The organism is Paraflavitalea speifideaquila, from assembly GCF_032395985.1.
In the GTDB taxonomy this organism is placed as follows: domain Bacteria; phylum Bacteroidota; class Bacteroidia; order Chitinophagales; family Chitinophagaceae; genus Paraflavitalea; species Paraflavitalea speifideaquila.
Map to the genome: position 1 here is coordinate 6,268,519 of NZ_CP135920.1, position 26,813 is coordinate 6,295,331.

At 44.4% G+C, this 26,813-nt stretch carries 26 protein-coding genes and 7 pseudogenes; 9 read left to right on the forward strand and 24 right to left on the reverse strand.

Features of this window, described 5'->3' with window-relative positions:
• The first annotated feature begins 442 nt into the window (after positions 1 to 442).
• Both RS881_RS43060 and RS881_RS43065 read left to right on the forward strand, forming a co-directional pair.
• A complete protein-coding gene (locus tag RS881_RS43060; protein WP_315816432.1) occupies positions 443 to 997 on the forward strand; it encodes a hypothetical protein in 555 nt (184 codons plus the stop codon).
• A 71-nt stretch (positions 998 to 1,068) separates the two neighbouring features.
• Positions 1,069 to 1,518: a hypothetical protein gene (locus tag RS881_RS43065; RefSeq protein WP_315816433.1), complete on the forward strand. Its 450-nt coding sequence runs from the start codon at positions 1,069 to 1,071 to the stop codon at positions 1,516 to 1,518.
• A gap of 80 nt (positions 1,519 to 1,598) precedes the next feature.
• Here the strand turns inward: RS881_RS43065 and RS881_RS43070 are convergent, their stop codons facing one another.
• The 7 genes and pseudogenes from RS881_RS43070 to RS881_RS43110 all read right to left on the reverse strand — a co-directional run bounded on the left by RS881_RS43070 (position 1,599) and on the right by RS881_RS43110 (position 5,800).
• A complete protein-coding gene (locus tag RS881_RS43070) occupies positions 1,599 to 1,880 on the reverse strand; it encodes a pyrroline-5-carboxylate reductase family protein (RefSeq protein WP_315816434.1) in 282 nt (93 codons plus the stop codon).
• Positions 1,790 to 2,041 carry a pyrroline-5-carboxylate reductase family protein gene (locus tag RS881_RS43075; RefSeq protein ID WP_315816435.1) on the reverse strand — a complete coding sequence of 84 codons (252 nt, stop codon included), beginning with the start codon at positions 2,039 to 2,041 and terminating at the stop codon, positions 1,790 to 1,792. The genes RS881_RS43070 and RS881_RS43075 overlap by 91 nt, the downstream gene beginning before the upstream one ends.
• A gap of 74 nt (positions 2,042 to 2,115) precedes the next feature.
• A pseudogene (locus tag RS881_RS60720) lies at positions 2,116 to 2,393 on the reverse strand (pyrroline-5-carboxylate reductase family protein).
• A 115-nt stretch (positions 2,394 to 2,508) separates the two neighbouring features.
• On the reverse strand, positions 2,509 to 3,510 hold the full coding sequence (gene rfaD / locus RS881_RS43090) for an ADP-glyceromanno-heptose 6-epimerase (protein ID WP_315816437.1): 1,002 nt from the start codon (positions 3,508 to 3,510) through the stop codon (positions 2,509 to 2,511).
• 70 nt (positions 3,511 to 3,580) lie between these two features.
• The gene (locus RS881_RS43095; RefSeq protein WP_315816438.1) at positions 3,581 to 4,546 is read right to left on the reverse strand and encodes an AIR synthase related protein; all 966 of its coding nucleotides are present in this window, start codon (positions 4,544 to 4,546) and stop codon (positions 3,581 to 3,583) included.
• An 83-nt stretch (positions 4,547 to 4,629) separates the two neighbouring features.
• Positions 4,630 to 5,453, reverse strand: a pseudogene (locus RS881_RS60725) (AIR synthase-related protein).
• A gap of 26 nt (positions 5,454 to 5,479) precedes the next feature.
• Positions 5,480 to 5,800: a phosphoribosylformylglycinamidine synthase-related protein gene (locus RS881_RS43110; RefSeq protein WP_315816441.1), complete on the reverse strand. Its 321-nt coding sequence runs from the start codon at positions 5,798 to 5,800 to the stop codon at positions 5,480 to 5,482.
• Positions 5,801 to 6,027: 227 nt separating this feature from the next.
• Between RS881_RS43110 and RS881_RS43115 the strand changes: the two genes are divergently transcribed.
• Positions 6,028 to 6,816 (forward strand): hypothetical protein, encoded by a 789-nt coding sequence (locus RS881_RS43115; protein WP_315816442.1) that lies wholly within the window; start codon positions 6,028 to 6,030, stop codon positions 6,814 to 6,816.
• A 144-nt stretch (positions 6,817 to 6,960) separates the two neighbouring features.
• Here the strand turns inward: RS881_RS43115 and RS881_RS43120 are convergent, their stop codons facing one another.
• On the reverse strand, positions 6,961 to 8,043 hold the full coding sequence (locus tag RS881_RS43120) for a glycosyltransferase family 4 protein (RefSeq protein ID WP_315816443.1): 1,083 nt from the start codon (positions 8,041 to 8,043) through the stop codon (positions 6,961 to 6,963).
• A gap of 490 nt (positions 8,044 to 8,533) precedes the next feature.
• Here RS881_RS43120 and RS881_RS43125 point away from each other — a divergent pair.
• Positions 8,534 to 9,651, forward strand: a pseudogene (locus RS881_RS43125) (glutamine synthetase III domain-containing protein); the annotation flags it as partial.
• 444 nt (positions 9,652 to 10,095) lie between these two features.
• Entirely contained in the window at positions 10,096 to 10,725 is a 630-nt protein-coding gene (locus RS881_RS43130; RefSeq protein WP_315824789.1) for a glutamine synthetase III family protein, read from the forward strand.
• Between the two features lie 864 nt (positions 10,726 to 11,589).
• On the opposite strand, the gene RS881_RS43135 is transcribed toward RS881_RS43130, so the two are convergent.
• A complete protein-coding gene (locus tag RS881_RS43135) occupies positions 11,590 to 11,814 on the reverse strand; it encodes a hypothetical protein (RefSeq protein ID WP_315816444.1) in 225 nt (74 codons plus the stop codon).
• 406 nt (positions 11,815 to 12,220) lie between these two features.
• On the opposite strand from RS881_RS43135, the gene RS881_RS43140 reads away from it, so the two are divergent.
• Positions 12,221 to 12,628 (forward strand): hypothetical protein, encoded by a 408-nt coding sequence (locus RS881_RS43140; protein ID WP_315816445.1) that lies wholly within the window; start codon positions 12,221 to 12,223, stop codon positions 12,626 to 12,628.
• A gap of 151 nt (positions 12,629 to 12,779) precedes the next feature.
• Here RS881_RS43140 and RS881_RS43145 read toward each other — a convergent pair whose 3' ends face one another.
• On the reverse strand, positions 12,780 to 13,073 hold the full coding sequence (locus tag RS881_RS43145) for a hypothetical protein (RefSeq protein WP_315816446.1): 294 nt from the start codon (positions 13,071 to 13,073) through the stop codon (positions 12,780 to 12,782).
• 209 nt (positions 13,074 to 13,282) lie between these two features.
• On the opposite strand from RS881_RS43145, the gene RS881_RS43150 reads away from it, so the two are divergent.
• Together RS881_RS43150 and RS881_RS43155 are read left to right on the forward strand one after the other, a co-directional pair.
• Positions 13,283 to 13,720, forward strand: a complete 438-nt coding sequence (locus RS881_RS43150) for a hypothetical protein (RefSeq protein WP_315816447.1) — start codon at positions 13,283 to 13,285, stop codon at positions 13,718 to 13,720.
• A 260-nt stretch (positions 13,721 to 13,980) separates the two neighbouring features.
• On the forward strand, positions 13,981 to 14,532 hold the full coding sequence (locus tag RS881_RS43155) for a hypothetical protein (protein WP_315816448.1): 552 nt from the start codon (positions 13,981 to 13,983) through the stop codon (positions 14,530 to 14,532).
• Between the two features lie 17 nt (positions 14,533 to 14,549).
• Here the strand turns inward: RS881_RS43155 and RS881_RS60730 are convergent, their stop codons facing one another.
• The 5 genes and pseudogenes from RS881_RS60730 to RS881_RS43175 all read right to left on the reverse strand — a co-directional run bounded on the left by RS881_RS60730 (position 14,550) and on the right by RS881_RS43175 (position 17,162).
• A complete protein-coding gene (locus RS881_RS60730) occupies positions 14,550 to 14,675 on the reverse strand; it encodes a transposase domain-containing protein (protein ID WP_350340314.1) in 126 nt (41 codons plus the stop codon).
• A gap of 12 nt (positions 14,676 to 14,687) precedes the next feature.
• Positions 14,688 to 14,948, reverse strand: a complete 261-nt coding sequence (locus RS881_RS43160; RefSeq protein WP_315816449.1) for an IS66 family transposase — start codon at positions 14,946 to 14,948, stop codon at positions 14,688 to 14,690.
• A 73-nt stretch (positions 14,949 to 15,021) separates the two neighbouring features.
• Positions 15,022 to 16,340: pseudogene (locus tag RS881_RS43165) on the reverse strand (IS66 family transposase).
• A gap of 119 nt (positions 16,341 to 16,459) precedes the next feature.
• Positions 16,460 to 16,849 carry an IS66 family insertion sequence element accessory protein TnpB gene (gene tnpB / locus RS881_RS43170; RefSeq protein ID WP_315816451.1) on the reverse strand — a complete coding sequence of 130 codons (390 nt, stop codon included), beginning with the start codon at positions 16,847 to 16,849 and terminating at the stop codon, positions 16,460 to 16,462.
• Positions 16,850 to 16,937: 88 nt separating this feature from the next.
• Positions 16,938 to 17,162, reverse strand: coding sequence for a hypothetical protein (locus RS881_RS43175; protein ID WP_315816452.1), 225 nt, complete (start codon positions 17,160 to 17,162; stop codon positions 16,938 to 16,940).
• Positions 17,163 to 17,370: 208 nt separating this feature from the next.
• Here RS881_RS43175 and RS881_RS60735 point away from each other — a divergent pair, with 208 nt between their 5' ends.
• A complete protein-coding gene (locus tag RS881_RS60735; RefSeq protein WP_350340315.1) occupies positions 17,371 to 17,508 on the forward strand; it encodes a tyrosine-type recombinase/integrase in 138 nt (45 codons plus the stop codon).
• A 55-nt stretch (positions 17,509 to 17,563) separates the two neighbouring features.
• Here the strand turns inward: RS881_RS60735 and RS881_RS60740 are convergent, their stop codons facing one another.
• The 9 genes and pseudogenes from RS881_RS60740 to RS881_RS61975 all read right to left on the reverse strand — a co-directional run bounded on the left by RS881_RS60740 (position 17,564) and on the right by RS881_RS61975 (position 26,763).
• On the reverse strand, positions 17,564 to 17,986 hold the full coding sequence (locus RS881_RS60740; protein ID WP_350340007.1) for a GDSL-type esterase/lipase family protein: 423 nt from the start codon (positions 17,984 to 17,986) through the stop codon (positions 17,564 to 17,566).
• Between the two features lie 20 nt (positions 17,987 to 18,006).
• The gene (locus RS881_RS43180) at positions 18,007 to 18,288 is read right to left on the reverse strand and encodes a hypothetical protein (RefSeq protein ID WP_315816453.1); all 282 of its coding nucleotides are present in this window, start codon (positions 18,286 to 18,288) and stop codon (positions 18,007 to 18,009) included.
• A 441-nt stretch (positions 18,289 to 18,729) separates the two neighbouring features.
• Positions 18,730 to 20,361, reverse strand: a complete 1,632-nt coding sequence (locus tag RS881_RS43185) for a T9SS type A sorting domain-containing protein (RefSeq protein WP_315816454.1) — start codon at positions 20,359 to 20,361, stop codon at positions 18,730 to 18,732.
• 239 nt (positions 20,362 to 20,600) lie between these two features.
• Positions 20,601 to 21,491 carry a hypothetical protein gene (locus RS881_RS43190; RefSeq protein ID WP_315816455.1) on the reverse strand — a complete coding sequence of 297 codons (891 nt, stop codon included), beginning with the start codon at positions 21,489 to 21,491 and terminating at the stop codon, positions 20,601 to 20,603.
• An 11-nt stretch (positions 21,492 to 21,502) separates the two neighbouring features.
• Positions 21,503 to 22,297 carry an MBOAT family O-acyltransferase gene (locus RS881_RS43195; RefSeq protein ID WP_315816456.1) on the reverse strand — a complete coding sequence of 265 codons (795 nt, stop codon included), beginning with the start codon at positions 22,295 to 22,297 and terminating at the stop codon, positions 21,503 to 21,505.
• A 23-nt stretch (positions 22,298 to 22,320) separates the two neighbouring features.
• A pseudogene (locus tag RS881_RS60745) lies at positions 22,321 to 22,794 on the reverse strand (MBOAT family O-acyltransferase); the annotation flags it as partial.
• A 367-nt stretch (positions 22,795 to 23,161) separates the two neighbouring features.
• A pseudogene (locus tag RS881_RS43205) lies at positions 23,162 to 23,580 on the reverse strand ((d)CMP kinase).
• A gap of 55 nt (positions 23,581 to 23,635) precedes the next feature.
• Complete coding sequence (locus RS881_RS43215) at positions 23,636 to 23,839, reverse strand: (d)CMP kinase (RefSeq protein ID WP_315816459.1); 204 nt, start codon at positions 23,837 to 23,839, stop codon at positions 23,636 to 23,638.
• Positions 23,840 to 24,238: 399 nt separating this feature from the next.
• Positions 24,239 to 26,763: pseudogene (locus tag RS881_RS61975) on the reverse strand (ATP-dependent Clp protease ATP-binding subunit).
• Between the last annotated feature and the right edge of the window lie 50 nt (positions 26,764 to 26,813).

Below are 26,813 nucleotides of genomic sequence, written 5' to 3' on the forward strand. Positions count from 1 at the left end.
CACTTATTGCCACGATTTCAACCAGTAAGATGAATAATGTAAACCTCTCACTTTTCATAGTAAAATTGGATCTGGGAATTAAAGTAATTCTTAAACGAAGGAAGGCAATTTTTATTTCATATACAAGCCATCAGACAGAATTTATTGACTTTTTCGTATGAATACGCACCTGGCACAGTTATTTTTACGAATAACAAATGGCCATTATAGGTCAGGTTTGCGGAATATCACAGATATCAGGGCACAGTATTATATTTAACCCTTTGAGCTAGGTTTTTTCATAAATTTTTGTACTTTGGAGGTGCTGATATCCTACGATCTTACCGGGGTCTACCACCCTCCTATTGTTGATTGTTTTTCTCTCCCTGCAATTACATGTTTTCAAAATCATAACCTGTGAATGAGCCTCCACTCATTTTCAACAACTGCTTAATCATTACGCATGAACAGGTGTGTTTTTATCATATTGGGTTATTTGCTGGCCTGCACAAATAGTATCGCCCAAAGCAAAGTATCAACAGCCCTTTCTCCCTCCAGTAAAAGTAAGTATAAGGTAATCTATCCCGTTGCTGCTATCAATGAAGCCGGATCATTGCTTCCTTTCTCTGCCATTGAAATACGGGATATCCGCCCCGATACCACCAAGCTGGGTTTTTATCGTTCCACCAAAGACAAACACTCCTATAAATACCGGTTTGGAACAAATACCGCAGATGAACTAACAGCCTTCCTCACCGGTCATTTCCAAAACAATTTAACACCAGGCTCCAATAACCAGTTGGTGATCTACATAAAGAAACTGTGGTTATCAGAGTTCGATTCCACGGAACTGAATCTCCACAATACCCATGTGCGGAATGCCTGGTTATACCTGAAGACCGAAATGTATCTGCATTCAAACGGAGTCTACTACCCTATTCACCGCTTCGATTCCGTGATCTACGCCCGTAAAACCAACAGTTATACCTCTGAGGTTTTATCAGTTCAACCTTATTAAATAGCCTCAGCATACTTAACAGAACAGATTTTGCCAGACTGCTGCATAAAAGAAGCCTGAAACAGGTGGAGTTGGATGCATTTAATAATCTCTATACCGGAAGTAGTACATTACCCAAACCCGCCAAGGGCGTATATCTCTCGTATCATGAATTTAAGAACAGCACGCCCTCTTGTACCAATTTTGAGGTCAAATTTGAATCACTGGCCGATATCATTTATGTAAAAGAAGCAGATGGCAGCCTCTACCCCAAGCGGAACGTATGGGGATTCAGTGATGGAGAAACCGTATTTATCAGAATGGGCTCCAATTTCTTTCCCTTGTACAACCAGGAAAGGACCTGGGAATTTTATGGTACCGCTGCTATGGACTTCAGGTCGTTCCGTATACCAGTTGTACCCGGGGCAGGAATACCCCTGATGTTGGCTGCAGCCGGGGCGGCCGAATTTTCACAATACGAAAGACGGCTGGTGAACCTGCGAGCCTTCCAGGTGGACGTGGAAAATGGAAAGTTTTATTAAGAGAAAGCGATCAACTGATTTGAAATACAAAGGGGCGCCACAACATAGTGACGCCCCTTTGTATTGGACAAATTGGTATATTAATCCTTAGCTATTTTATCATAGCTGGCTACAATACCCTTGATGAGTGATGAACTGAACCCCTGGTGCTCCATTTCATTAAGGCCAGCAATGGTGCATCCTTTGGGAGTAGTTACTTTATCAATTTCCTGCTCGGGGTGAGTTCCTTTCTTCAACAATAATTCGGCTGCTCCCTTTACCGTTTGAGCAGCTATAAGCGTGGCAGTGGCCGCATCAAACCCAATTTCAATACCCCTTGTATATTGGCACGTATATAACGCATAGCATAGGCAGTACCGCAAGCCCCTAAAACAGTAGCAGCATCCATCAGCTTTTCATCGATCCATACTACCCTACCCAATTGATTAAACAGGTCTTCCGTATAACTCACCTGCTCCTTGCTCACTTCATGCGCAGCCAGGCAGGTCATACTTTCCTGAATAGCAATCGCCGTATTGGGCATGGCCCTGATAACCGGGATCTTCTTCCCTACGGCTTTAAGCAGCTGTTCAATCGTATTGCCAGTTACTACAGAGATCAGTACATGCCTGGCAGGATCAAGGAGTCTTTCAACTTGCCCAATACCTCATTTACCTGGAAAGGTTTCACCGCCAGGATAACGAGATTGGCAAAACGTACAGCCTCCCCATTGTCATCTCTCACCAATACCCCCGCTGCTCCAATGTATGCAAGGTTTTTATATTGCGCTTGGTAATGAGTACATCTTCAGGTTTTGAAAAGCCACTATTGATCAACCCTTCTGCAATGGCGGTACCCAGGTTGCCGCCGCCTATAATCGCGATCTTATTGTTCATGGGAGTATGTTTATGAGTTAGGTAGCCCAGAAGTCAGCAAGTCCGGAAAGCCCAAAAGTATTTTGCTGATCATCATTTTTACTTTCGGACTTTTCTGAATTTCGGTCTTTCGGACTTAATAGAATTTTCCATTTGCCAAATAGTTACGTACATAGTCATCTACCCCGGCTTCCAGCGAATAAAAAGGCTTCTTGTAACCAGCATCGATGAGCTTTTGCATATTGGCCTCCGTAAAATACTGGTACTTATCACGTATATCTTCGGGCATATCAATGTATTGGATATTGGCCTCCTTGTCGAGTCCGGCATAAGTAGCTTTCACCAGGTCATCGAAGCTGCGGGCTTTACCAGTACCTAAATTATACAGTCCATTGGTCACCTTCGACTTATTGCCCACGATATATTGTTCCATCAGCCAAAAGCAAACACTGAGCACATCTTTCACATACACAAAATCACGCAACTGCTGACCATCCTTATAATCGGGCCGGTGTGATTTGAACAGCTTGACCAGTCCATCTTTACGTATCTGGTTAAAGGAGTGCCATATTACACTGGCCATACGTCCCTTGTGGTATTCATTCGGGCCATATACATTAAAGAATTTCAAGCCAGCCCAGAAAGGAGGTTGCGCCGGTTGTTGCAAGGCCCATTTATCAAATTCATTCTTTGAAATACCATAAGGGTTCAAAGGCTTTAGCTGATATGGCAATTCATGCGTATCATCATAACCCAGTTCACCAGCACCATAAGTAGCTGCTGAAGACGCATACACTACCGGCACCTGGTGTAGCACACTATAGTTCCATACTTTTTGCGAATATTCTACATTGAGTCGCTGGTGTACAGAATAATCAAATTCAGTAGTATCTGTACGGGCGCCAATATGGAAGATGAAATCAACAGGTGCAGGCCTTTTTCCCAGCCACTCAAAAAAATGATCACGCTCTACTTTCCCTGTAAAGGTCTTGCCCGCCAGATTGGGGACTTTATCGATCCGGCTAAACTCATCTACCAGGATCAGGTTATTGAATCCCTGTTCATTCAGAAAGCCTGCTAGACAACTGCCTATAAATCCTGCCGCCCCGGTAACGACTATGATTGAATCTTTGTTCATTGGTTGGCTTATTGCAATAATCAATAATGAAGCATCCTGACAATAGGGTCTGCAAGTTCTTACAACGCACTCAAAGCCTGCTCAGACGCTGTTCCAGCCAACAGGTTTTCGATGGCCGTATCATAGCGCTCCTTCCAGGTAATGATATTCCCCAGTTCATACCATCAATTTCAATAGCTCCATTGGTGACAAAACCAAGCTCTTCAAAAGGATGATCACCCAACAGCTTGCGGAAAGCAGCTACTTTGGCAGGCTTTACACTCACTACAACCCTGCTTTGCGCTTCGCCAAACCAATATCCGTCTTTACGGATATCACTGTCAGAAGCCACTACATCAACACCCAGGTTTTTATGGAAAGAACTTTCCAACAGCGTGATGAACAAACCACCTTCACTTACATCATGCGCTGATTCAATAGCGCCAGCCTTGATGAGCTCAGCAATTTTTTGTTGCAGCACAAACTCTTCTTCCAGGTCGAAGTGAGGAGCAGGACTGTGTTCCACCCCTTTTATTTTATGCAGGTATTCAGAAGAGTTGATGTCGCCACGGGCCTTCCCTACCAGGAATACCACGTGGCCTTCCTCTTTGAAATACATCGTCATTTTATCATTCACACTATCCAGTAATCCCACCATACCAATCGTTGGTGTAGGATACACCGCCCCATCAGGATTTTGGTTGTAGAAGCTCACATTACCGCCTGTTACCGGCGTATCGAACTTGCGGCAGGCCTCACCCATACCTTTAATAGCATGAACAAACTGATAGTATACTTCAGGATCGTAGGGATTGCCAAAATTGAGGCAATTGGTAACACCCAGCGGCTGACCGCCACTACATACGATATTTCTGGCGGCTTCGGCCACAGCTATCATAGCTCCTTTATAAGGATCCGCAAATACATAGCGGCTATTACAGTCCGTAGTTAAAGCGAGTCCTTTGCCAGTAGGTTTGCCAATAACGATGGCAGCATCACTGGGCTGGTTGGTAGAGGCATTGCCGGCGCCCACCATGCTATCATATTGTACGTACACCCAACGTTTGAGGCAATATTGGGAACAGCTACCAGTTCTTCTGCAACCCCTTCAGATCGGCCGGTACAGCAATGGCAGCCGGATCAAAACCATTGATCTTTTTCAAAATAAGCAGGCTCTTTGTATTCCCGCGTGTATTGGGGAGCGCCGCCACCCAATACCAATTCTTCCGCTGGTAATTCAGCTTCCAATTCACCATGCATATAGAAACGCAGGATGCCATCGCCGGTTACTTCACCAATATCAGAGCAGGGGAGATCCCATTTTTCAAATACTTTCTTCACCAGTTCTTCTTTCCCTTTTTCAACTACCATCAGCATCCGCTCCTGGCTTTCACTCAGCAGCAGTTCCCATGTTTTCATATTGGACTGGCGCGTAGGAACTTTATCGAGGTCAATACGCATCCCTACACCTCCTTTAGCACTCATTTCGGCCGTAGAACAAATGATCCCTGCTGCACCCATATCCTGCATACCTACTACCGCACCCGTTTGGATCACTTCAAGGCAAGCTTCCAATAGTTTTTCTCTTGGAAAGGATCACCCACCTGAACAGCGGGTAATTCCTGTGCACTTTCGGCGGTAATATCAGCAGAAGCAAAAGATGCCCCACCGATACCATCCTTACCCGTAGCAGAACCCACAAAAAATACGTGGTTACCAATGCCAGCTGCCGTAGCCGAAATGGTTTCCCCATTTTTCACAATACCTACACTCATGGCATTTACCAACGGATTGGTATGGTAACGGCCTTCAAAATATATTTCGCCACCCACCGTTGGAACGCCAAAACAGTTGCCATAATGACCAATACCATGTACTACCCCAGAGAGCAGGTGTTGTGTTTTGGCATCAGTAAGATTGCCAAAACGAAGAGAATTAAGAGAGGCCACCGGGCGGGCGCCCATCGTAAAAATATCGCGGTGAATACCACCTACACCAGTTGCGGCCCCTGGAAAGGCTCGATAGCGGAGGGGTGATTGTGTGATTCTATTTTAAATACTACGCCATAGCCATCGCCAATGTCCATCAGACCGGCATTTTCTTCGCCGGCTTTTACCAGCATTTTCTGGCCGTCACGGGGCAGTGTTTTTAACCATTTAATAGAGTTTTTATAACTACAGTGTTCACTCCACATGCCACTGAAGGCACAGAGTTCGTTGAAGTTGGGAGTGCGGCCAAGTTTTTCTTTAATGAGCTCAAATTCATCGGAAGTGAGGCGTAATTGCTGCGCCGTTTTAACTGTAATTTCCATGATAATATATAAAGTTTTCGTGCTGGGGATAGCCATCCTGTTAAAAAATAGGCCACTCCCGCCGGAAGAAGCGCAAAAGTACGAACCACTATGCAATCTTATTTATAAATTTATCCTTTGTTTCCACTTATGACCATCGCTTTTGTGCATAATAAAAAGCCTTTCTACCTGAAACCGAGGTAGATGCATGTACACGATTTTTCGGACAATATGGGATTGGGTGTGAGTTGGTGACCAGGAAAGAAGTGAGGTTACACTCACCTGAGGTGGAGTGGTATTTTATGGGAGTTGATCTTACCCCAAGAAGACCGGGAATTGTCAAGATCCATGAATATTCGTCTTCCTCTTTGCCGCCGCTAAGACGATTGAAAGACAGCGCAAAACGGTTTTATAACGTACGGCCTGATTTCAGGTTGTTCCTCAATGGATATGTACAACAGCAATTTAATTTCCGGGATGAAGTGCCCTTTGGGTTCCGGGATATGGGTATCACCGAAGGTTTACTCCTGGGCGCGCAACAAACGGCCCCAAAAGAGTATGACTTCATTTACTGCGGTTCTGTTACCCGGGATATCCGGTTTCATAGGATCCTTGACCGGTTTCTGCCGGGTGCTGCCATGGCGAAGAGCAATATCCTTGTTCTGAGTATGAACTTTCAACACCTGGCCGATAGGTACAGCAGCCATTCTAATATCATATTCAAAGGCCCCGTACAGCATGAGGAAGTGGGGCAATATTTGCAGAAAGCCCGTTTTGCCATTAACTACAAGCCTGATATTGAGCCACATAACCACCAAACAGTTACCAAACTACTAGAATATGCAGCCTGCCGGATCCCGATCCTTACGAGCGATCTTGCCTGGGTGCGCTATTTTGAGCAGACTTATGGTGGTTGTTTTTTTTACTTTACTCCCGACTTTTCCAATTTTACCATGGAAATCCTTGAAAAATTCCCATTTCAATTTCCCGACCTAAGTACCTGGATCTGGGAGCAGCAATTGAAAAGTTCGGGGTGATAGAGTTCCTCCAAAAGAAGTTTCCCGAAAACTTTAATCGTGCAGTAGGTTAATGTTTAGGAAGTTGATCCAATAGCAGTTTAATGCTTTCTTATTAGCTATTTACCGATGCAGTAACCAATTGACGATTCATCATTCACGTTTTCAATCCGTCAGGTCCTGCTGCAGCGTGTCCGTATACTCGTCAATGATCGCAGCTATATTAAACTTCCGCATCACGAGCGAACGGCCATTTTTACCCATGCGGTGACGTTCTTCCGGAGGCAGGTTGATCATTTTCTCCATTTTATCGGCCAGGTCAAAAGGGTCATGCCGATTACAGATATACCCCGTAGAGTTATTAAGTACCACTTCTTTACAGCCTCTGTTCATGGATGTAATTACTGGCAGCTCCATTGCAGCAGCCTCCATAAGGCAACGGGGAATGCCTTCATTGTAAAAAGAAGGAAATACGAAACAATCCGCTTTGGCAAGATAAGGCCGTACATCATTGGCAAAACCGCCATAATGGATCAGCCCTTCTTTTTCCCACCGCGTAAGTTCTTCCTGGGTAATCGAATCCGGGTGATGGTTCTCAAAAAAGCCGATCAATTCAAATCGTACATCATAATTCTTCTTTTTCAATATGCGGGCAGCATCAACATATAAACCAATCCCTTTACTCCGGAGTAAACGGGTACTCATTAGAAAGGTAAAAGTAGGTTCCGTATGACGGGCGCTTCTCAGGGGAGCAAAATAGCTCGTATTGATCCCTTCCCCCGGCAACACCTTTACTTTCTCAATGTTAATGATCTTCTTATCTATAAATATGCGGGCATCTTCGTTGTTAAGAAACCATACCTCACGGGCTTTGCGCAGTGAATTCTTATACAAGAGGCGCATCACCTGGTAAAGCCAGTTGGTTCGGTCAAAAGCATATCCAAGGCCCGTGATGACCGCTACCGAAGGAATACCATTGGCCGCAGCAGCCAGCGAACCATATATATTGGGCTTGGCTACATAATGAAAAATGAAGTTGGGCTTGTGCTTGCGGTACAGTCGTTTTAATTGCCAGTAAAAAGACAGGTCGTGAAAGGGGTTTTTTGTTTTGTTGTCGAAGCTAATTGGAATAAACTGGCAGCCATTTTCAAGAAGGAGGGCCGAATAACGGTCGTCAGGAGCCAAAACCAATACTTCATAACCCTGCGCCAGGAGATTATTAATGACATCGAGCCGGAAATTGTACACCGACCAGGCACTGTTTGAAACGAAGGCTATACAACTTTTATGTACTGCTGTAATACCGGACATTGGCAAATATTGCATCAAATGTATTGATTTGGTTGCAAATACATGCCAGAATCCAGTATTCGGCAGGTAGAACCCTTTACCCTGGGTCGCCCTCTTAAGGGTGGTCGCTTAGGGTGGGTCGCCCTCCCAAGGGCGGCTCACCCTCACCTCTAAACTGTATTTATCCCCAGCTTGCAGCCCACTGCCCGCAGCTATTTTCACCCCAATTTATCATGGTGCCAATGAAAGGGCCAAAGAGCCGCCAAAACATTAAATTAGTAAAAAGAAAAATATTTAATATTCACGGAGTTTGACCCCAAATTTTAGCGGTTTATTCAAAAGGATAGGGGTTTTTCCACGTTTTATTTAAAAAAACGCACATTGAATCCAAAAATTTTTTATCCACGCCATTTATTGTTTATTTGCACAACACGCAAAAAATTAAGAAATGGAATCATTACGCTTTAAAGCTATCAACGACCTAACCCATTCGAATGGTACGGCGGTGGAAGGGTCATCTAAAATTACAGGCTACTTTGGGGAGAATGTTTTTACACTTAAAACAGCACGTGAGTTTTTAAGTGATGAGGCTTATAAGAGCCTGCTGACCTCTATCAAGGGTGGCAAGAAGATTGACAGGGCTATGGCTAATCAGATCTCTGCCGGACTTCGCCAGTGGGCTGAAACTAAAGGAGTTACTCACTATACGCATTGGTTCCAACCACTTACCGGAACAACTGCCGAAAAGCATGATTCATTTTTACCCTGAAAGGTGATGGCAGTGCCCTCGAAACCTTTGATGGTGACGCACTTATACAACAAGAGCCTGATGCCTCTTCATTCCCAAGCGGTGGTATCCGCGCCACTTTCGAAGCCCGTGGTTATACAGCCTGGGATCCTTCTTCTCCTCCCTTTATCATGGAGATCGGCGAAGGTAAAACCCTGTGTATCCCTACCATCTTCGTTTCTTATACCGGTGAAACACTGGATTATAAAGCTCCTTTGCTCAAATCACTGGAATCACTGAACAAGGCTGCTGTTGAAGTATGTAACTATTTCGATAAGAATGTAAATAAGGTAACCGCTACCCTGGGTTGGGAACAAGAGTATTTCGTAATAGACGAAGCCATGTTCAACGCCCGTCCTGACCTGGTAATGAGCGGCCGCACCGTATTTGGTCATGCCCCCGCAAAAGGTCAGCAATTGGAAGACCACTACTTCGGCTCTATTCCTGAAAGAGTGTATGCTTTCATGCGTGATTACGAAACAGAATCTTACAAATTAGGTATTCCTTTACGTACACGTCACAATGAGGTAGCCCCTTCACAGTTTGAGTGCGCTCCTATTTTTGAAGAAGTGAGCGTAGCGGTAGACCACAATACCTTGTTGATGGACATCATGGACCGTGTTGCCCGCCGTCATAAACTGCGTGCCCTGTTGCATGAAAAACCATTTGCAGGTATCAATGGTAGCGGTAAGCACAACAACTGGAGCATGGCCACTGATACTGGCGTGAACCTCCTGGCTCCCGGTAAAACACCGAAGACCAACCTGATGTTCCTGACCTTTTTTGTAAATACCATTAAGGCAGTACACGACTATTCCGATATTTTAAGGGCTTCTATCGCTTCTGCTGGCAATGATCACCGCCTGGGTGCCAACGAAGCTCCGCCTGCTATCATTTCCGTATTCATTGGTCAATACCTGAGCAAGGTGCTGGCAGACGTGAAAGAAAGAGTAGGTGGTAAATTCGATGAGCAGGATGAAGCCATCCTGAAGCTCGACCTGCACCGCAGCATTCCTGAACTGCTGTTGGACAATACCGACCGTAACCGTACTTCTCCTTTCGCCTTCACCGGTAATAAGTTTGAGTTCCGTGCCGTAGGTTCTGCTGCCAATTGCGCCAATGCAATGACTGCCCTGAACAGCATCATGGCCGAAACACTGAAACAATTCAAGAAGGATGTAGATACCCTGATTGAAAAAGGGGAGAAGAAAGAGATCGCTATTATGCACGTTATCCGTGAATACATTGTAGCAAGCGAAAAAGTACTGTTTGAAGGTGATGGTTATAGCGAAGAATGGCACCATGAAGCTGAAAGACGTGGTTTGCCCAATATCCCCACTACCCCACTGGCCCTCGATGGTATGATCACCGAAAAAGCCAAGCATTTGTTTGAAAACAACAATGTATTGAGCCATGTAGAGCTGGAAGCACGTCATGAAATTGAGCTGGAAAAATACATCAAGCGTGTTCAGATCGAAGCCCGTATCATGGGTGAGCTTTGTACCAGCCATGTATTGCCCGCTGCAATCAAATACCAGAATATCCTGATCGACAATATCAAGGGGCTGAAAGAGATTGGCCTGAAGGAAGAATCCTATGCCAATCAAAAGCAGATCGTTGCAAAGATCTCCGAGCATATCAGCAAAGTGAGCGACCTGGTTGAAAAAATGATCCAGGCACGTAAGACAGCCAATGCCATGACAGATACACGCACAAAGGCCATCGCTTACCAAAGCCAGGTGAAAGATGTATACTTTGATGCTATCCGTTACAGCGTTGACAAGCTCGAATTACTCGTGGCCGATGAATACTGGGCACTGCCCAAATACCGCGAAATGTTGTTCCTGAGATAAGACCTGGATAGTCTTTGATACAGGTACTATCATAAAATAGGTACACTGACATGACAAGCAAAAGAGCCCTTCCCGTTTACGGGAGGGGTTCTTTATTTAAGGGGATGGTCAGCCCGCCATTCCCATCCGGCCCAAACCCGCCTTCATCTGCTTTGAAAAGAACCTAAGCAGCGTGAGTTATAAATGCGATGTATGGAGTAGAAAATGAGATGAAGACAATAAACTATTAAGCGTACCATATACAGTAAGAAACTGGTTGATTTTAAAGTGGGCAATAGATTACACTATTGAGATCAGTACAACGCAATTGTGATGAAGTTTTTTGAGCATCCTTGATTTTAACGATCAACAAGAATAGTGGTATAAGCAGGTGCAACAACGGCAATGTGTATTTTAAGTATCAATTGTACAGCTGATTCTACAATTGCAGTAGCACTTTGGGGAATCCTTACTGGCAAAGGGTTTAGAGTAGTTTTTCACTACCCCGTATCGGATCTAAACATGCCCGTATCATTCCAAAACACTAAAAAGAGTGTGCATTACTGGTACTCAATGCACAAAAATTAACATAATAGACTTTTTCTCCTTTTGTAAATCCTTATGGCATGATTATGCGTATCTACACCCATAGGATAAGGTTTAATGGTTAACGCATATGAATGGGAGCACCCCCGCCTTTTTAAAGGCGGGGCTTTTTTGTATCTACCCCAACGCCGGGCATCCCATATAACCCTACCACACTATTTTTTGTATAACGCCTGCTGTAATACACACCTTCACCACTGCCCATCATGCGGCCAGCTCTCCCCTCCCTGCTAAAACCACTATATGATATTCTGTTGCAGAAAGATCATTGGCTACCAGTCACACAATGGCCCGCCAGATTTCGTACATTACAGCAAGACCCCTCAGTTTCACAGGCTGTATGAGCATCCCTGCCCAAAACAGGCAACCAGCCCCTCCCGCCTCCATCACACCTGGTAAATTTCTCCAATTCAGCAATACCCTTATCGAGACCTTATAGAGACCCATATCCGTATACCAGCCGCCTACCAGCCATACGCCAGCTATCCCACCCAGATATTTCACCCATTTTACATCCGGCCCAGCCTTCCAGGGATCAGTTTCTAGCGGGGTTCATGCCCGATTGAGCCAGGATCAACCTGGTTTGCAATAATCCCGCAAATCCGTCCGGGATGGCCCTTATTGGAAGCTTCTTCAAGGTATTATACAAAAAGGGTTTCCTCCATGGGGCCCATCCATAGCTGTCCGGCTTGATAAATATCCTGCTATCAGCAGCAGGCAGTTTGTGCAGTATTTACATTTTCGTGCAACTTTCTTACTTCAAGTGGGTTATACAATAAATCCTTTACCGGAATTTCTCGTATATCATTGTAGAGCTAATAAAATGCTCGGCTGCATGGAAGCGTATATCATACATCTTTTATCCGACATCCTCGAGGCTGAACGTCCAGACCAGCCTACATTGAATTATGTGTACCCTGAATTGGTGGAAGACGCTCTCGAAGAGGAGGAGCGATGGCTGGAGAGCGATCCCGTATACACTTTTGGTTATTATTGTGGGTTACAACAAGAGCAGTTCCCGCCGGCTCATTTATTAAGTACCTTCCAATTGGAAAGGGTGTGTGCAGCTTTCAGCAAGATGATGTTTACCTGGAACCTCGATACCGATATTCCCGATGATGTGCCTTTGAGTAAAAAGTACCAGCTAATGGTTAGCACACTCGATATAAAAACAGAGATCAATAATAATAGCCTCACTACTTTTGAATTGTGCAGTTACGACCCTCCCTCCTGCCCCATGGGTGAATACTGCACTTGTAAAGAATTCTTACAGGATGATGCACTGGAGAATATTGATGATTACCTGCATGGTGAGTAAAGTGTATTGATCTGATCAAACCATTCCTATTTATTAGATGGATAGTTGACAGGTGCATTTAAAAAGCCGGAAGCTGTTGATTCAGTCTTCCGGCTTTTGTATTCCGGTTTCTCTGTATTGATACATTTCATTGTATTATAGTAGATGGATATTAGGAGGCATTGCCGGCCAGGTAATCGTCGATAGCTTGTCCTACAATATGGCTGAGTTCACTTTCTTTTTGCGTGTCCATATGTACCCATACCATTTCGCCATGCAATTGCCGTTGTTGCACTTTAATTTCAGGAAATGCATCGTAGGGCCCTTCCGGATGTTTAGCAAAACGTATATCACTCACCATATAATACGATGCAGCACCTGGCCGTGTTACCTTCCCTGTTAGTTCAATGAAAATATTCTTTTCTTTGAACGGATACCTGAAAATGATGTTGAACGATTGTTTCATAGCCGTGCTTTTTAGTGAATAATGCAATTCGTACACGGTATTAGTCAATGCCCATGCCATTTACAGCCATCAGTACCTTAACAATGTTTGAGAGATATGATAATCAGCCACTTGAACAATTGGATTTTGAGAAGTCTTTAACAATTGAAGGTCAGATGGGCTGAGGAAGGGTAAGCTACTGAATAAATTGAAAGCAAATCACAACTACCATGAACCGACCTAAGTTAATACGGGCGGATGCGGTGGCATACATCCAACAGCCCATCCTCGACGAAGTGTTCCTTATTGGCGTTCGTGGTTATTACCAGAATACTATGGACAAGTCCGGCCAGAATGATCGCGGCATATACGACGACTGTATCTGCCTGGTGGAGCCAAACATCTTTATCGCCTTTAATGCCAACACAGATCCTTGGGTCTTCCGTGCAGACATTGCAACCCTAATTCCAGGAAAGCTCACTACAAAAATGGTAATCATTAGGCGGAAAGCCGCAAGACTGGCCAAGGAGATGACTACCTGTTTTGATCAGGAAATGTATTTTGAGGATATTACCATCGAAATATTACGGCAATACGAATTTTACTTGGTTAAAGCTGGAAACAATGAAACGGACCGCCACAAAAAGTTTAAGATGCGCCGGGAATAATACGAGACCGCTATCTCCGAGGGACTGGCTTTACGGAAAACAAGGGCAAAAAGTATTTGAGCGTGAAGATCCACGACCGGCTGCACATGTTGATGGATCAATACCCGACAAGCCTATTCGTCTTTCCCTACGTAATCCTCTAAGCACACCCATGTTTGAAGTTGTCTTATTTTCCCTTATGGAGGGATTTTCGGTGTATGGTTAGCAAGCTTTAATCAGGGATTCTTATCTTACAGCCATCATTTACTGCCGATTAAAATATGCGTGATTTTTATCTCTGTCATAATCCTTTTGGCAAGATGCCTCCAGGAAGGGTTGCCTATATATACCATCCTGATAATCCCCGGGTTTTCGCTTCAGTTATTGAGATTGATTATAGCCAACGCCTGAACGATTTTAATTTTAAGGGGTGTAATGTTTTATTTCAATATCATCGTGCTGATGACAAGCGCCGGTTGTTTTTAATGATAGTCATGCAGGGAGGAGCGCGTAATATTGCAGCGACCCTGGCTCTGCTCAGGGATGCTGCCGGCTGGTATTGCACCTGCCTCAACAAGGAAGATGTTATCACTTATGGTAAAGATGGTGGATGGTCGTTAATGCATCCGTACAATAAAGACAGGGCGCCCAATCTGGATGTGCTGCATATCCAGGCTACCGATCAGTACCTGATGAGCTATGGCAAGGGTACTTTTTGTGTGGATGGAATAGATAATCTTTATTCAACCATTGATCTTCTATACAAAGACATAGATAACATCATCCAAAAAAATGACGATGCCCAGGCAGAAGGTGCTATTAATTTTGCGTAATATGCTCCCGTAAACCTTTAACCGGTTTTCTGTTTGTCTGCCCACAACGGCTTCCAAAACTGTGGCAACAATTCAATTAGCTTGTTTTTGGAATGATGAGGTATTCTTCTTAATACATCATCTAACCATTTAGCCGGATCTATCTTTTGAAGTTTTCAGGTAGCAATAAAGCTGTAGATGATAGCTGCCAGTTCACCACCGCGATGGGAGCCCGCGAACATAAAATTATTTCTGCCTAAAGCGATACTACGGATTTGTCCTTCCAGGACGTTATTGTCTATTAAAAGCATCCCATCTGATGTGTATTTTAGCAACGCACTATAATTATTCAACGTATATGCAATCGCTTTATAGATAGGCGTACGAGGAGTTGTTTTAGGAAGTTCCTTTTCCAGCCATTTATGGAAGGCTTCCAATATGGGTAATGACTCAGCTTGTCTTTTTCAGTAATAGCATCAAAATCAAGTCCTGCTATTTTGCATTCCCGTTCTATACCATATAGTGGACCCAAAAATTATCTAATGCATAGTTAGCTCTTGCAGCATCGTTACCCAATGCGTACAGGAAATACCTTCTTGCATGGCTCATACACCGCTGATGATAAACGCCAGGCTGCTTTCCATATTTGTTGTAAGCCCCATAGGCATCCGTCATCAGATAACCTTCATAGCCCTGAGTACAGCACTAATATCTTTTTTACCCCGCCCTCGTTGGTACAGGAAGCATACCAGACCCTGAATGTGATTAGAACAAGCCCACATCCAGCCAATATGCGATTTTTTATCCTTCTTTTTCGTATTGTCTAAAACACGGAACCGGGTTTCATCCAATGCGATAATACCGCTTTGGATGATTTCTTTTAAAAGCAGGTTCCATAAGGGTTCCAGCACTTCACAGGTCTTGTTCACCAGGTAGCACATGGTGCTGTAAGGAATATCGATACCATACTGGCATAACCGTTGCTGCTGACGCCATACCGGTAAATGATACAGGAACTTTTCAATGGTAAGCAGTACCAGCACACTGATATCGACTTTGCATTTATCTATAGGATGCGCAGGCAGCGGAGCAACCAGTTGTTTGCTGTAGAGGTTGTCCTCATCCTTTGGCACCAGATATACCAACCGCCGGTTCACTTTAATGTACCAGCGCATGGGATCACAGGCAAGCTGCCGCTGATCCACATGACCAATGCATTTGGCATTAGCCGGTTTATCAGGGGCATCAACAATGGTGATCTCCTCTTCCAGCCCTTGCGGAAAATCATGGCGACCGCCTCGCTTCTTAGGCTCGATGGTTTTAACTACCCGTAAATGTTCCTGTATTTTGAGACGGTTGGTTATTTTACAAACGCCCCAGTTATCTACTTCCATAGCCAAGCTAAGCTGATCGCCTGATGCAGATTTGACCGGTTCATCTGTCCCACGACGTTTTTCACTCCCGATACCATGGATCCATTTTTTAAGGTTCATCAACTCATAGCGAAGTTTATCCAGACGAAGGATTTCCTTTGTTTGCTTATTCAGCTCTGTTTGTTGTGAAGTGATAGTGGCTTTTTGGTCCGTTATGATTGCTTGTTGTAGACAGAGTTTCTCTGCCTGTCCCAGGATCGTAGCCTGTTGTTGTGCATGCAACTCCAGGTACTGTTTAAATTGTTCAGCCTGATCGGCATTCTTTGCCCGCAGGGCTTGGCATTCACCTGCCACCTGCATTACCTGCAATTGCTGTGAAGCTATAAGACGATCCTTCGCCGTGCTTTCTTTAGCGCACTGTTGGTATAAAGCCTTATAGTTGCGGGCAGATTTCATATTACAGCTAATTGCCCGCAAAGCAAATACCAATGACTTGATTTAAGAAGGGGATATTTCCACTGAATAACTGATTTTTTGGGGATAAACCAGGGCTGATTTTTGATTTTAAAAATCAGCTACACCTGCGCGTAAACTGTTGATTTCACGCACCCGAAATGTGCATAACTACACTCTTTTTCTGATCGCTGCCAGGCAAGGCCCGAAAGTAAAAATAGCAGCTCATGAGCATTTAATTGTATGGTCCCTGTATTATCCGCAGCTGGTACATTAAAACGTCCTTTATGTAGCCTACGGTAAAATAATGTATAGCCGTCTGCTTCTGCCAGTAAAAGCTTAATATGAGTACATCTCTTATTGAGAAAGATAAATATCTCTTTGTCGTTTACCGTTCTGCCCAGTTCATTACAAACGATACCACATAAACCGTCAAATAATTTGCTCATATTCACAAAACCGGAATACAAAAAGTACCGGTGATGATCGGTGAGCAGTGCAATGGCGCTCATGATGCAAGGGTTTTAAGATAATCGGCCGGTACGGCCTGGTAGATTTTAATGCCTTTCACTTCTGCAAATAGTACATTGGATGATTCTTTCAGCATAGAGGTTGCAATGGCGATAAAACCACCTGCTTTTTTCTTTGGCTGGTTTCTGAACCCATAACGGCTTCGAAAACTATAAAATGATCCTCGCTGATGCCATGTTGCTGGCAGAATTCTTTTACCGTTAACCCATGGGACTTTTCATATTTGGCTATTATTTGAAGAATTAGTTCCCTGGTCCGTTTGACTGAACCGGTTTTCTTTTCTGTTTGATCCATGATAGCATTTTTTGTTCGCGGCAAACTTAAAGGACTATTATCATTTTTCAATCAAGGGGATGGTTAGGGGCTTACTTCCCTACATCACAGAACTAAGGACGGATCCTGAAGAATATGTAAGTCAGATAGGGACGCTTAATGCTATCCTTAACAGGAACCTGAAGAAAGTTGCCGTTTTGGCTGCTATAAAGAAACCGGTATCCTCCATATAGCCAGGCACACCTTTGCCTTCCACCTGAAGCATACCAGTGATAATATACATGTGATTAAAGACGCCCTTGGACATTCAGATAGCCATACGACTGAAATTTACTTAGAAAACCTTGATGATGAGGTGCTGGGATAAGGATATGAATAAGCTATATAGAAGATAGCCACAATACAGCAAAATTGAGGCTGTGTTATTTATTAAAAGTGACAAATAGCCCGGACTCGGTATTTTCAATAATTTCCTTCCAAACTTTGTATCCCTTGCCGGTTAAATGTAGGCCATCCATTGTGTAGATACTATCCAGTTGTCCCTGATTCGATAATAGGCTGTGAACATCCATGTATGTGATAGCAGGAGGATTGTGGAATTTTTTAAGTTCTGCATTTAGGATTTCAACTTTTGAGTTCAACATGAAGTATTTGCCACGTGTTGGAAGGATGGAAGTTATTACGATTTTGGTGCTAGGTGATAGGCTTTTTGCGAACGAAATAAGGCGGGAATAGTTTATGATAGTAGTATCAATTGGAAAGTCACCTCTAAGGTCATTAATTCCGACCAGGAGGATTAACGATTTTGGATGTCGGAGAAGGATTGGTCTAATTCTACCTAACACTTGTCTGGATAGGTTCCCGCTTATTCCCCTATTTTTTGCATGCTCTCCAAAAATTTCTGAAACTGGAAACCCTCTACTTGAGAATCACCGACAAATACTGCATCTGTGGAATCAATATCTGAATCATCAAAAACACTGGCCCTACTTTTATTCCACATTTCATTTGCAATTGATTCGTTTGAAGGAGCCGATGCCGGGTTTGAGTAATAGATCCTTTTTCCAACAAATAAAGAAATTAAAATAGCATTAAAAGCAATGGACACATAAAGTACCATTTTCATTTTTGTGGTAATGATTTTCACCTATTGTTATGGTTTTTAAGTAATAATGCGTTTATTGGCGAAGCCTGAGCATAGGGCGCCAGGGGCGGCAAATGCTACGGACTTCTTACGCAGGTTTCAGAGCTAAGCCTGTTTACACAGGATAAGGTTTAATACAATGCTTTTATATAATCTCTTTAGTGTTGTTTGGCAAGATCATCCTTCTAAAAACACCCACAGATCGGCATGATTAATCCCTCCGGTGCTCTACACACCTCACTGTTAATTTCAAAAACAGTGGATATCATTAACGTTGATTAATATCAAATTAGTATACAGGCAGTACAATTATTTTAAAAAACATTGGTCAACACAGAAAACCAATAGCACATAGAGAGATGGGGGCCCATACCCCAAAAGAAAATCCCATCTTTCGATGGGACCTCTTTCACCATTAAACCATGAAAATTAAACCACCTTGTACTATCTTAATAATTTTTGCATCCATTTTTCCTCACCGGCTGTTACTTCCAGCAGGTATAACCCTTTATTCAATCCCCCAAGGCCGGTCCATGTCCACTTATTGTTACCCGCTTGGGCCGTATATACCTGCGTTCTCACAACACGGCCATTCATATCTACCAGTTTTACCGTTACCGGCCCAGCTTTGGGCAGCGTTACAGTAATGTCCAGCTTGTCCACAAAAGGATTGGGGTAAACAGTTGTTGAAACCTTTGCGCTTATGCCCGTTTTCACCATCACCACATTTGAATACTCCGTACGTCCATCCTGGTCTACCATCAGCAGCCTGAAATAAAGCGTAGCACTGGTTGCGCCGGTGAAACGGTACTGGTAATTGATCCTTTCATTGCTATTGCCTTTGGCAGCCACTACACCAGCTTTTGCATAGGAAAGTCCATCCGTACTGTATTCAATATCAAATTGCTTACCATTGATCTCACTAACCGTATACCAGCTTAGGTTGACCCCATTATCGTACCAGGCGCCTTTAAAAGACGAGACTACCATGGGCAGCAGTATACTACAAGATACATCGGGATTACCCGCACCACCCGTATAAGCAGTCGTGTCATCAAATGCCATAGAGGTATTGTCCTGAGTATTGACCTTCGTTCCACCTACAGACTTATTGAGGAACAATTTTTCGGAAGCGCTTTTACCAGTAAGTGTACCTGCGCCATTAGCAAAACCACCTGCTACATACACTTTACCGTTGCCGCTCACCGCGCCATTGTTGGCAAAAGAACCACTCACCCGCAGTTGGGCATTGGTACGGTTGAGCTTGATGCCACCGCCACTATTGAACTGGAAAGCACCGCCCACCCAAAACAGGCCATCATTGCGCATATTCATAACCCCATTAATACTGTTCTTCACCACAAAAGTGTAGAGGTTGATGATAGAATCGGCGCCGGAATTGTAATTGTTGTTACTGCCCTGAAAAATGGCCTGCCATTGATTCAGGAAATAACCCTTGGGCGCAAAATCTCCGTTTACCGTCAGCCTGCCCCGGTTATCGATCCTGGAACCATTATCCGTAGTAAGTGTAGATTGAAAGGTAAGGTCCCCGCTATTGTTGAGCTTAGAGCCATTGTTCATGGTAACACCAGAAGAAAAAGACATCGTACCGCAGGAAGTGTTGGTCACCACCGTGTTATTGGTAAGCGTCGGACTGCCTGCCCAGGTAAAAGTGCCATAGTTTTCGGCGGAAAACCCATTGGCCAGGGTCAGCCCGCCAGTACCCAATATAACCGTTCCGTTCTTTGCATTCTTGATATAGGAAGCAAGGTTATTCGCATTATTAGGCTTAAAGGTACCGCCCGCCCTCACTTCAATCTCTGATCCGGAGTTGCCTTCAAAATCGCCAGTATACGTACCGCCGCTGGTAATAACCAATTTAGAACCAATGTTGAACTTGAGATTGCCACTAAAGCTGGAAGAGATACAAACCACTTTACCGTTGGTATAAGTAGTGCCGGCTACAGGCGATAAACTACCTGCCGGGCATTGGGCAATGGCTGCTTGTGCCACAGTGAGGAAAACAATTACGATCAGCCAACTGCCGATAGATGATTTAGGGTACAGATGTTTCATACTGTTTGGTCGGGTAGTTGGCATAGTAATGACCAAGAGCGCGCCAGACAGCGAAAAAGGAATTAAAATAGAAAATAATACCGCCCCAAAATGCTTATAAGTATTTAATAACCAACCTTATAATGGCACCAACACGGCCCCTAAGAAAATATTTACCAGGGTTTGATAAGAAGGGAAAATAATGGGAAAAATTCCCAATACCGGAACGAAATTCCAAATGCGGAAAGATGAGGAGGAGATTATTGCTTGGTTACACCTGTTTGCTTAGCCACCGGTAGTATTCCATCTTTCACCATAATATCTACTATTTCCGCACCACCCTTCAGGTTGGCATGGAGATAATCAGTGAAAGACGAGTTATCCTTAATAGAATTGCTGTAATCATGCACCGGATAGCCCGTAGCAGCTTCTATTTTCTGCTTAAACACATCCAGCTTTTTAACCGTATACGTGGGGAAGATGGGCGCTATAACGAATTGTATATTGATATTCCTGGCGCGGCAATAATCGGCCAGCACCTTGATGTCCAATACATGTTTATCCGGTGTTTTAAACTCTACACTACGATGCGGAGCCTGGTCAATCAGGTCCTGCGTAATCGTGTGATCGAAATACCAGTCATTATCCAGTTTATTGCGATAATACATCGCACGTTGAAATACTTCATTATTGAAGCGGTAGATATGAGAAAACTTAGAATAGTACCAGGTTTCTTCAGTCTTATCCTTCAACAACGAGTCAATCCTTTTGGAATAGGGCAAGTACGTAGTAAAGCCGGGTAACAATTTATCGTCCGACATTTCAACGATCGTCGTTTCTACCAATACCGTCTTCACGTTGGGGTACCTGTCGAGGTAGTCCTGTGTAAGCACCGTGGCCATTTCACAAGGCATGCTATAATAACAAAGACTGAAGGTTTTGAGGCCCGTAGCTTTTTCAACACTGGGTTGGTAAAAATTAAGTCCACGCGAATTGCCTACAATGAGAATATCCGCCTGCCCTTCACCTCGATACATCCTGGAATAACGAAACTGGCTCTTGGTGATCTGCTGCTGAAAGATCCAGCCAATCAGGCGATCACCCACAAACAAAACAGCCAAAAACGCCAGGATCCATATTGCCTTTTTCATGTTATGCAGGATTAAAACTGGAAGTAAATAAAAGAATTAGCAGAGAACGTTCCAAACAAAGCAATGAGCCACAGCACCGAAACAAAGAGCGCGATCCGCAGGGCGGGACGCCGCAATTGCGTTACATTCCAGGCCATCCGCTGATTGGTGATCTCTACCGTTAACATGATCATCAGTAATAAAATGCCTTTTAATACCTGGTATTTATTGAGTACACTGTACCAGTTAAAATCTTCAAACGAAAGGATACGCCCAATAATCGTATTGGCAGTAGCAAAGCTGCTATGACCCATACTACCCGACCGGAAATAGATCCAGGCCAATACAGTTAAGAAGTATACAATCACGATACAAATGGCCGAGTTGAGGAAAGCAGGCATCCGGACGATCTGCACAAACTTTCGCCAGATGGGCGTCGTTACCCTTTGCAGGATCAGATAAATACCATGCAGGAAACCCCAGAATATAAAGGCCAGGTTGGCTCCATGCCACAACCCTCCCAGCAGCATGGTGATCATGTTATTTTTATACGTATTGAATTTCCCTTTCCTATTGCCGCCGAGCGGAATATACAGGTAATCCCGCAGCCAGCTGGAAAGAGAAATATGCCAGCGTGTCCAGAACTCACTAAAGCTTTGCGAAAAATAAGGGGTTTTAAAGTTCTCAACGAAACGGTAACCCATAATACGTGCCAGGCCAATCGCGATATCCGAATAGCCCGAGAAATCACAATAGATCTGGAACGAATAAAAACAACCCCTACCATCAGGTGGGAAGAAGAGAATTTGGAAGGATCGGCCCAACACTGATCAACAAAGGGCGCCAACGAATCGGCAATGGCCACTTTCTTAAAGAAACCCCATAATACCCGGCCCAGGCCAGAATTGAAATTATCCCAGTCAAATTTCTTGTCCGTATTCATTTGCGGCAAAAGGTCCCTGGCCCTTACTATGGGGCCTGCTACCAGTTGCGGAAATAAGGCAATGAAAGCGGCAAACTTGAGCATATTGCGCTCCACAGGTATTTCCCGCCGATAGATATCAATGGTATATGACAGACTTTGGAATGTATAAAACGAAATACCAATGGGCAGCATGATCTGCAGCATGCTCACCGAGGGCTGAAAGCCGAAGGCATGCATCATGCTTATAAAGCTGTCAATAAAGAAGTTGAAATATTTAAAGAACCCCAGGAAACCAAGGTTCATGATCATACTCAGGATGAGGTAAATGCGACGTTTGCCTTTTTCTTCCGTGGCGCCAATGAGCTTACCAAAATTGTAATCCATGAACGTGGAGATCATGATCAGCGTAAGGAAACGCCAATCCCACCAGCCATAAAAACATAACTGGCCAGTAGAATCCACCACAGTCGCAATTTTCCTTTGGTAAGGAAATAAACAGGGAAGAAAATGCCGCTGAATATTAAGAACGTAATGCTGTTGAATACCATCCTGGCTTAGCTTAAGGGTATAATAGTGAAAACCGGGGCAAAGTAAAGCAAATCAGTCCATAACCGGAAGCCTAAGGCGCCGGATTGCCTCACTGCCCGCTGAAAATTACCCAGTTAAACGTCAAAATAGGAAAATTTATTATATCCCGGCCAGTGGTAAGGAGAAAGTAGGGAGCGTAAGCAACCCGAAAATACTGCCTCAATTCCCTGCTTGAAGCCTAACCCAGGCGCTCGCGCACCCATTTTAAGGCTATATCCAGTTGCTCGCGCATGGTGAGCTTGGAATTGTCGAGGAGAAGGGCATCCTCGGCCTGCCGCAGCGGACTTACCTCCCGATGGGAATCGATATAATCCCGCATTTCAAGGTTGGCCTTCACCTCCTCAATCGTGATATTGGGGTTTTTCTCATAGAGCTCCCTAAACCGGCGCTCAACACGGATGGCATTGTCGGCAGTCATAAAAATCTTCAGTTCCGCATAGGGAAATACCACCGTACCAATATCACGCCCATCCATCACAATCCCTTTTTGGCCCCCATGTCTTGTTGTTGCTTAACGGCAAACTGACGCACCTCTTTAATAGCCGCTACCTCACTTACTTTTTCGGCCACTACAAGATCGCGGATCACATATTCCACATTCTCCCCGTTGAGGTATATTTCACTTTGACCATTCTTATGGTTGGAAAGGAATTCAAGCGCTATTTTTCAAGGCCCCTTCAACCGCCTGGTGGTTGGTCCAGTCAAGGTGGTTGCGCAGAAAATACAGCGTAATGGCGCGGTACATCGCCCCGCTGTCGATATATACATAGCCCAGCTCACGAGCCAATTGCTTGGCCAGGGTACTTTTGCCGCAGGAGGACCAGCCGTCGATGGTAATAATGATCTTTTTTTCCACTTCGCAAAGCTAAGAAATCCCGGCAAACGGGAGGCCTGAATCGGTATTCCCTTAGCGTGGATCAGGAAACTTTGTTAGCACCGCTCTCGTTCCGGGCATGTACAGGTTAGGACCAAAAGTTAATGCCTCCTCACACAGGTAAAGCGGCATTAATAATGTAGTGGGGACGATTCCGGACCTACTACGCGTAAGTCACCTTGTTGATCATAAGCATTGGATTTTACCATTGGTCTATAAACGGGGTATTGGCATTGCGAAAATGCCCTGGCCTGTTTACAGCATAAAAACAGAGGGACTCATTGGTATTAACGGCATTTCACATGTATTAGTGTATGATCGGGATCAATAAAAACCCCTCCTTAAGGGAGGGGCTTGTTTTATTTACCAGGCGCGTTCTTATTACGCTTCAGACTTTTCCTTTGTAGGCTCCTTGAGTGTGAACTGTATCTTACTCTTTTCCTTATCAAGGTCGGCGATCATCACATCACCTTGCTTGATATGCAGGTTGAGGATCTCTTCCGCCAGCGGATCTTCCAGGTATTTCTGGATAGCCCTGTGCAGCGGACGTGCACCAAACTGCTGATCGTAACCTTTTTCTGCAATGAAGTTTTTGGCTTCTTCGGTGAGTTCAAGGCTAAATCCAAGACTTAAAAGTCTCTTCATTACCCCCTTCATCAGGATATCAATGATGAGGAAGATATGCTCCTTGTTCAGGGTATTGAAGATCACTACATCATCAATACGGTTGAGGAACTCGGGAGAGAAAGTCCGCTTAAGGGCTTTTTCAATTACCGCTTTGTTGTTCTCTTCCGCATTCTGCGTACGTGATGCCGTGGCAAACCCTACTCCATCACCAAAGTCTTTCAATTGACGTACACCAATATTGGAGGTCATAATGATGAGCGTATTCTTGAAGTCTACTTTCCGGCCCAGGCCATCGGTCAATTGTCCATCGTCGAGTACCTGTAACAGGATATTGTAGATATCGGGGTGTGCTTTTTCAATTTCATCCAGGAGGATCACAGAATATGGTTTCCTGCGTACCCTTTCAGTCAATTGACCACCTTCTTCATAACCCACATATCCCGGAGGTGCACCAATCAACCGGCTTACCGTGAACTTCTCCATGTATTCACTCATATCAATGCGAATCAGCGCATCTTCAGAGTCGAACATATAGCGGGCCAGGGCGCGTGCCAGCTCGGTTTTACCTACCCCCGTAGGGCCCAGGAAAATGAAGGTACCAATGGGTTTCTTAGGATCTTTCAACCCTACCCTATTACGCTGAATAGCTTTCACTACTTTGAAATCGCTTCATCCTGGCCAACCACCATATTGCGCATGTCGATGGTCATATTCCTCAACTTCTCAGTTTCGGCCTGTACCATTCGCTTTACAGGTATACCAGTCATCATGCTCACCACTTCGGCAATGGCCTCTTCATCGATAGGATAGCGCTTGTGCTTGCTTTCTTCTTCCCAGCTTGCTTTGGCTTTCTCCAGCTCTTCCTGCAAACGTTTTTCCGTATCGCGGAGAGAGGCAGCTTCTTCAAACTTCTGGCTCTTGACTACCTTGTTCTTTTCCACCTTCACATCCTCGATCTTCTTTTCCAGGTCAAGGATCTCCTTGGGCACATTGATATTCTTGAGGTGAACACGGGCGCCTACTTCATCCATTACGTCGATAGCCTTATCGGGCAACAAACGATCCGTGATGTAGCGGTCGCTGAGCTTCACACAAGCATCAATAGCTTCATCGTTATAAGTAACGTTGTGGTAGTCTTCGTATTTAGACTTAATGTTGTTGAGGATCTGGATGGTTTCATCCACGCTGGGTGGCTCTACCATTACTTTCTGGAAACGACGGTCAAGGGCGCCATCTTTCTCAATATACATGCGGTATTCGTCCAGCGTAGAAGCGCCAATGCATTGGAGCTCTCCCCGGGCGAGGGCTGGTTTGAAGATATTGGAAGCATCCAGTGAGCCACTGGCGCCACCTGCACCAACAATCGTATGAATTTCATCGATGAACAGGATCACATCACGGTTCTTCTCCAGTTCATTCATGATGGCCTTCATACGCTCTTCAAACTGACCACGGTATTTAGTACCTGCTACCAGGGCAGCAAGATCAAGTGAAATAACACGTTTGTCGAACAATACCCTGGACACTTTGCGCTGTACAATACGCAGGGCCAATCCTTCTACAATGGCTGTTTTACCCACGCCAGGTTCACCAATCAGGATCGGGTTGTTCTTTTTACGACGAGAGAGTATCTGCGATACACGCTCAATCTCTTCTTCCCTGCCTACAATGGGGTCCAATGCGCCGCTTTCGGCCAGACGGGTGATATCACGGCCAAAGTTGTCCAATACAGGCGTCTTACTCTTGGCATTGCCTGCTGCGCGTGATTTCTGTTGTGAGTATTTCTTCTCCTCATCAAAGTCATCTTCATTCTCATCAGCATACTCGCTGCGAACATCATTGCTCTTAACTACGCCTAACTCGTTTCTGAATAAATCGTAATCCACGTCGAACTGATTTAAAATTTGAGTAGCTATGTTTTCCTTGTTCTTAAGAATGGAGAGCATGAGGTGTTCCGTTTCAACGGTAGGGCTCTTCAGGGCTTTTGCTTCCAGTACCGTAACACGAATGACCTTCTCTGCTTGTTTCGTCAGCGGTAAGCTGTTTATGTTGGCGATGTTCTTACCGGTCTTGTCCTTGACAGCCAATTCTACCTCCTTGCGCAGTTCATAGAGATCCACATTGAAACTCTTCAATATGCGAACTGCCGTATTTTCACCCTCACGAATCAACCCAAGCAACAAATGTTCAGTACCGATAAAATCATTCCCCAGCCGTAAAGCCTCCTCCCTGCTAAACGAAATAATCTCCTTTACCTGGGCTGAAAAATTGTTATCCATTTTTATAATTTGTTGTGTTATACAATAATAACAAATATTTTTGACTTATG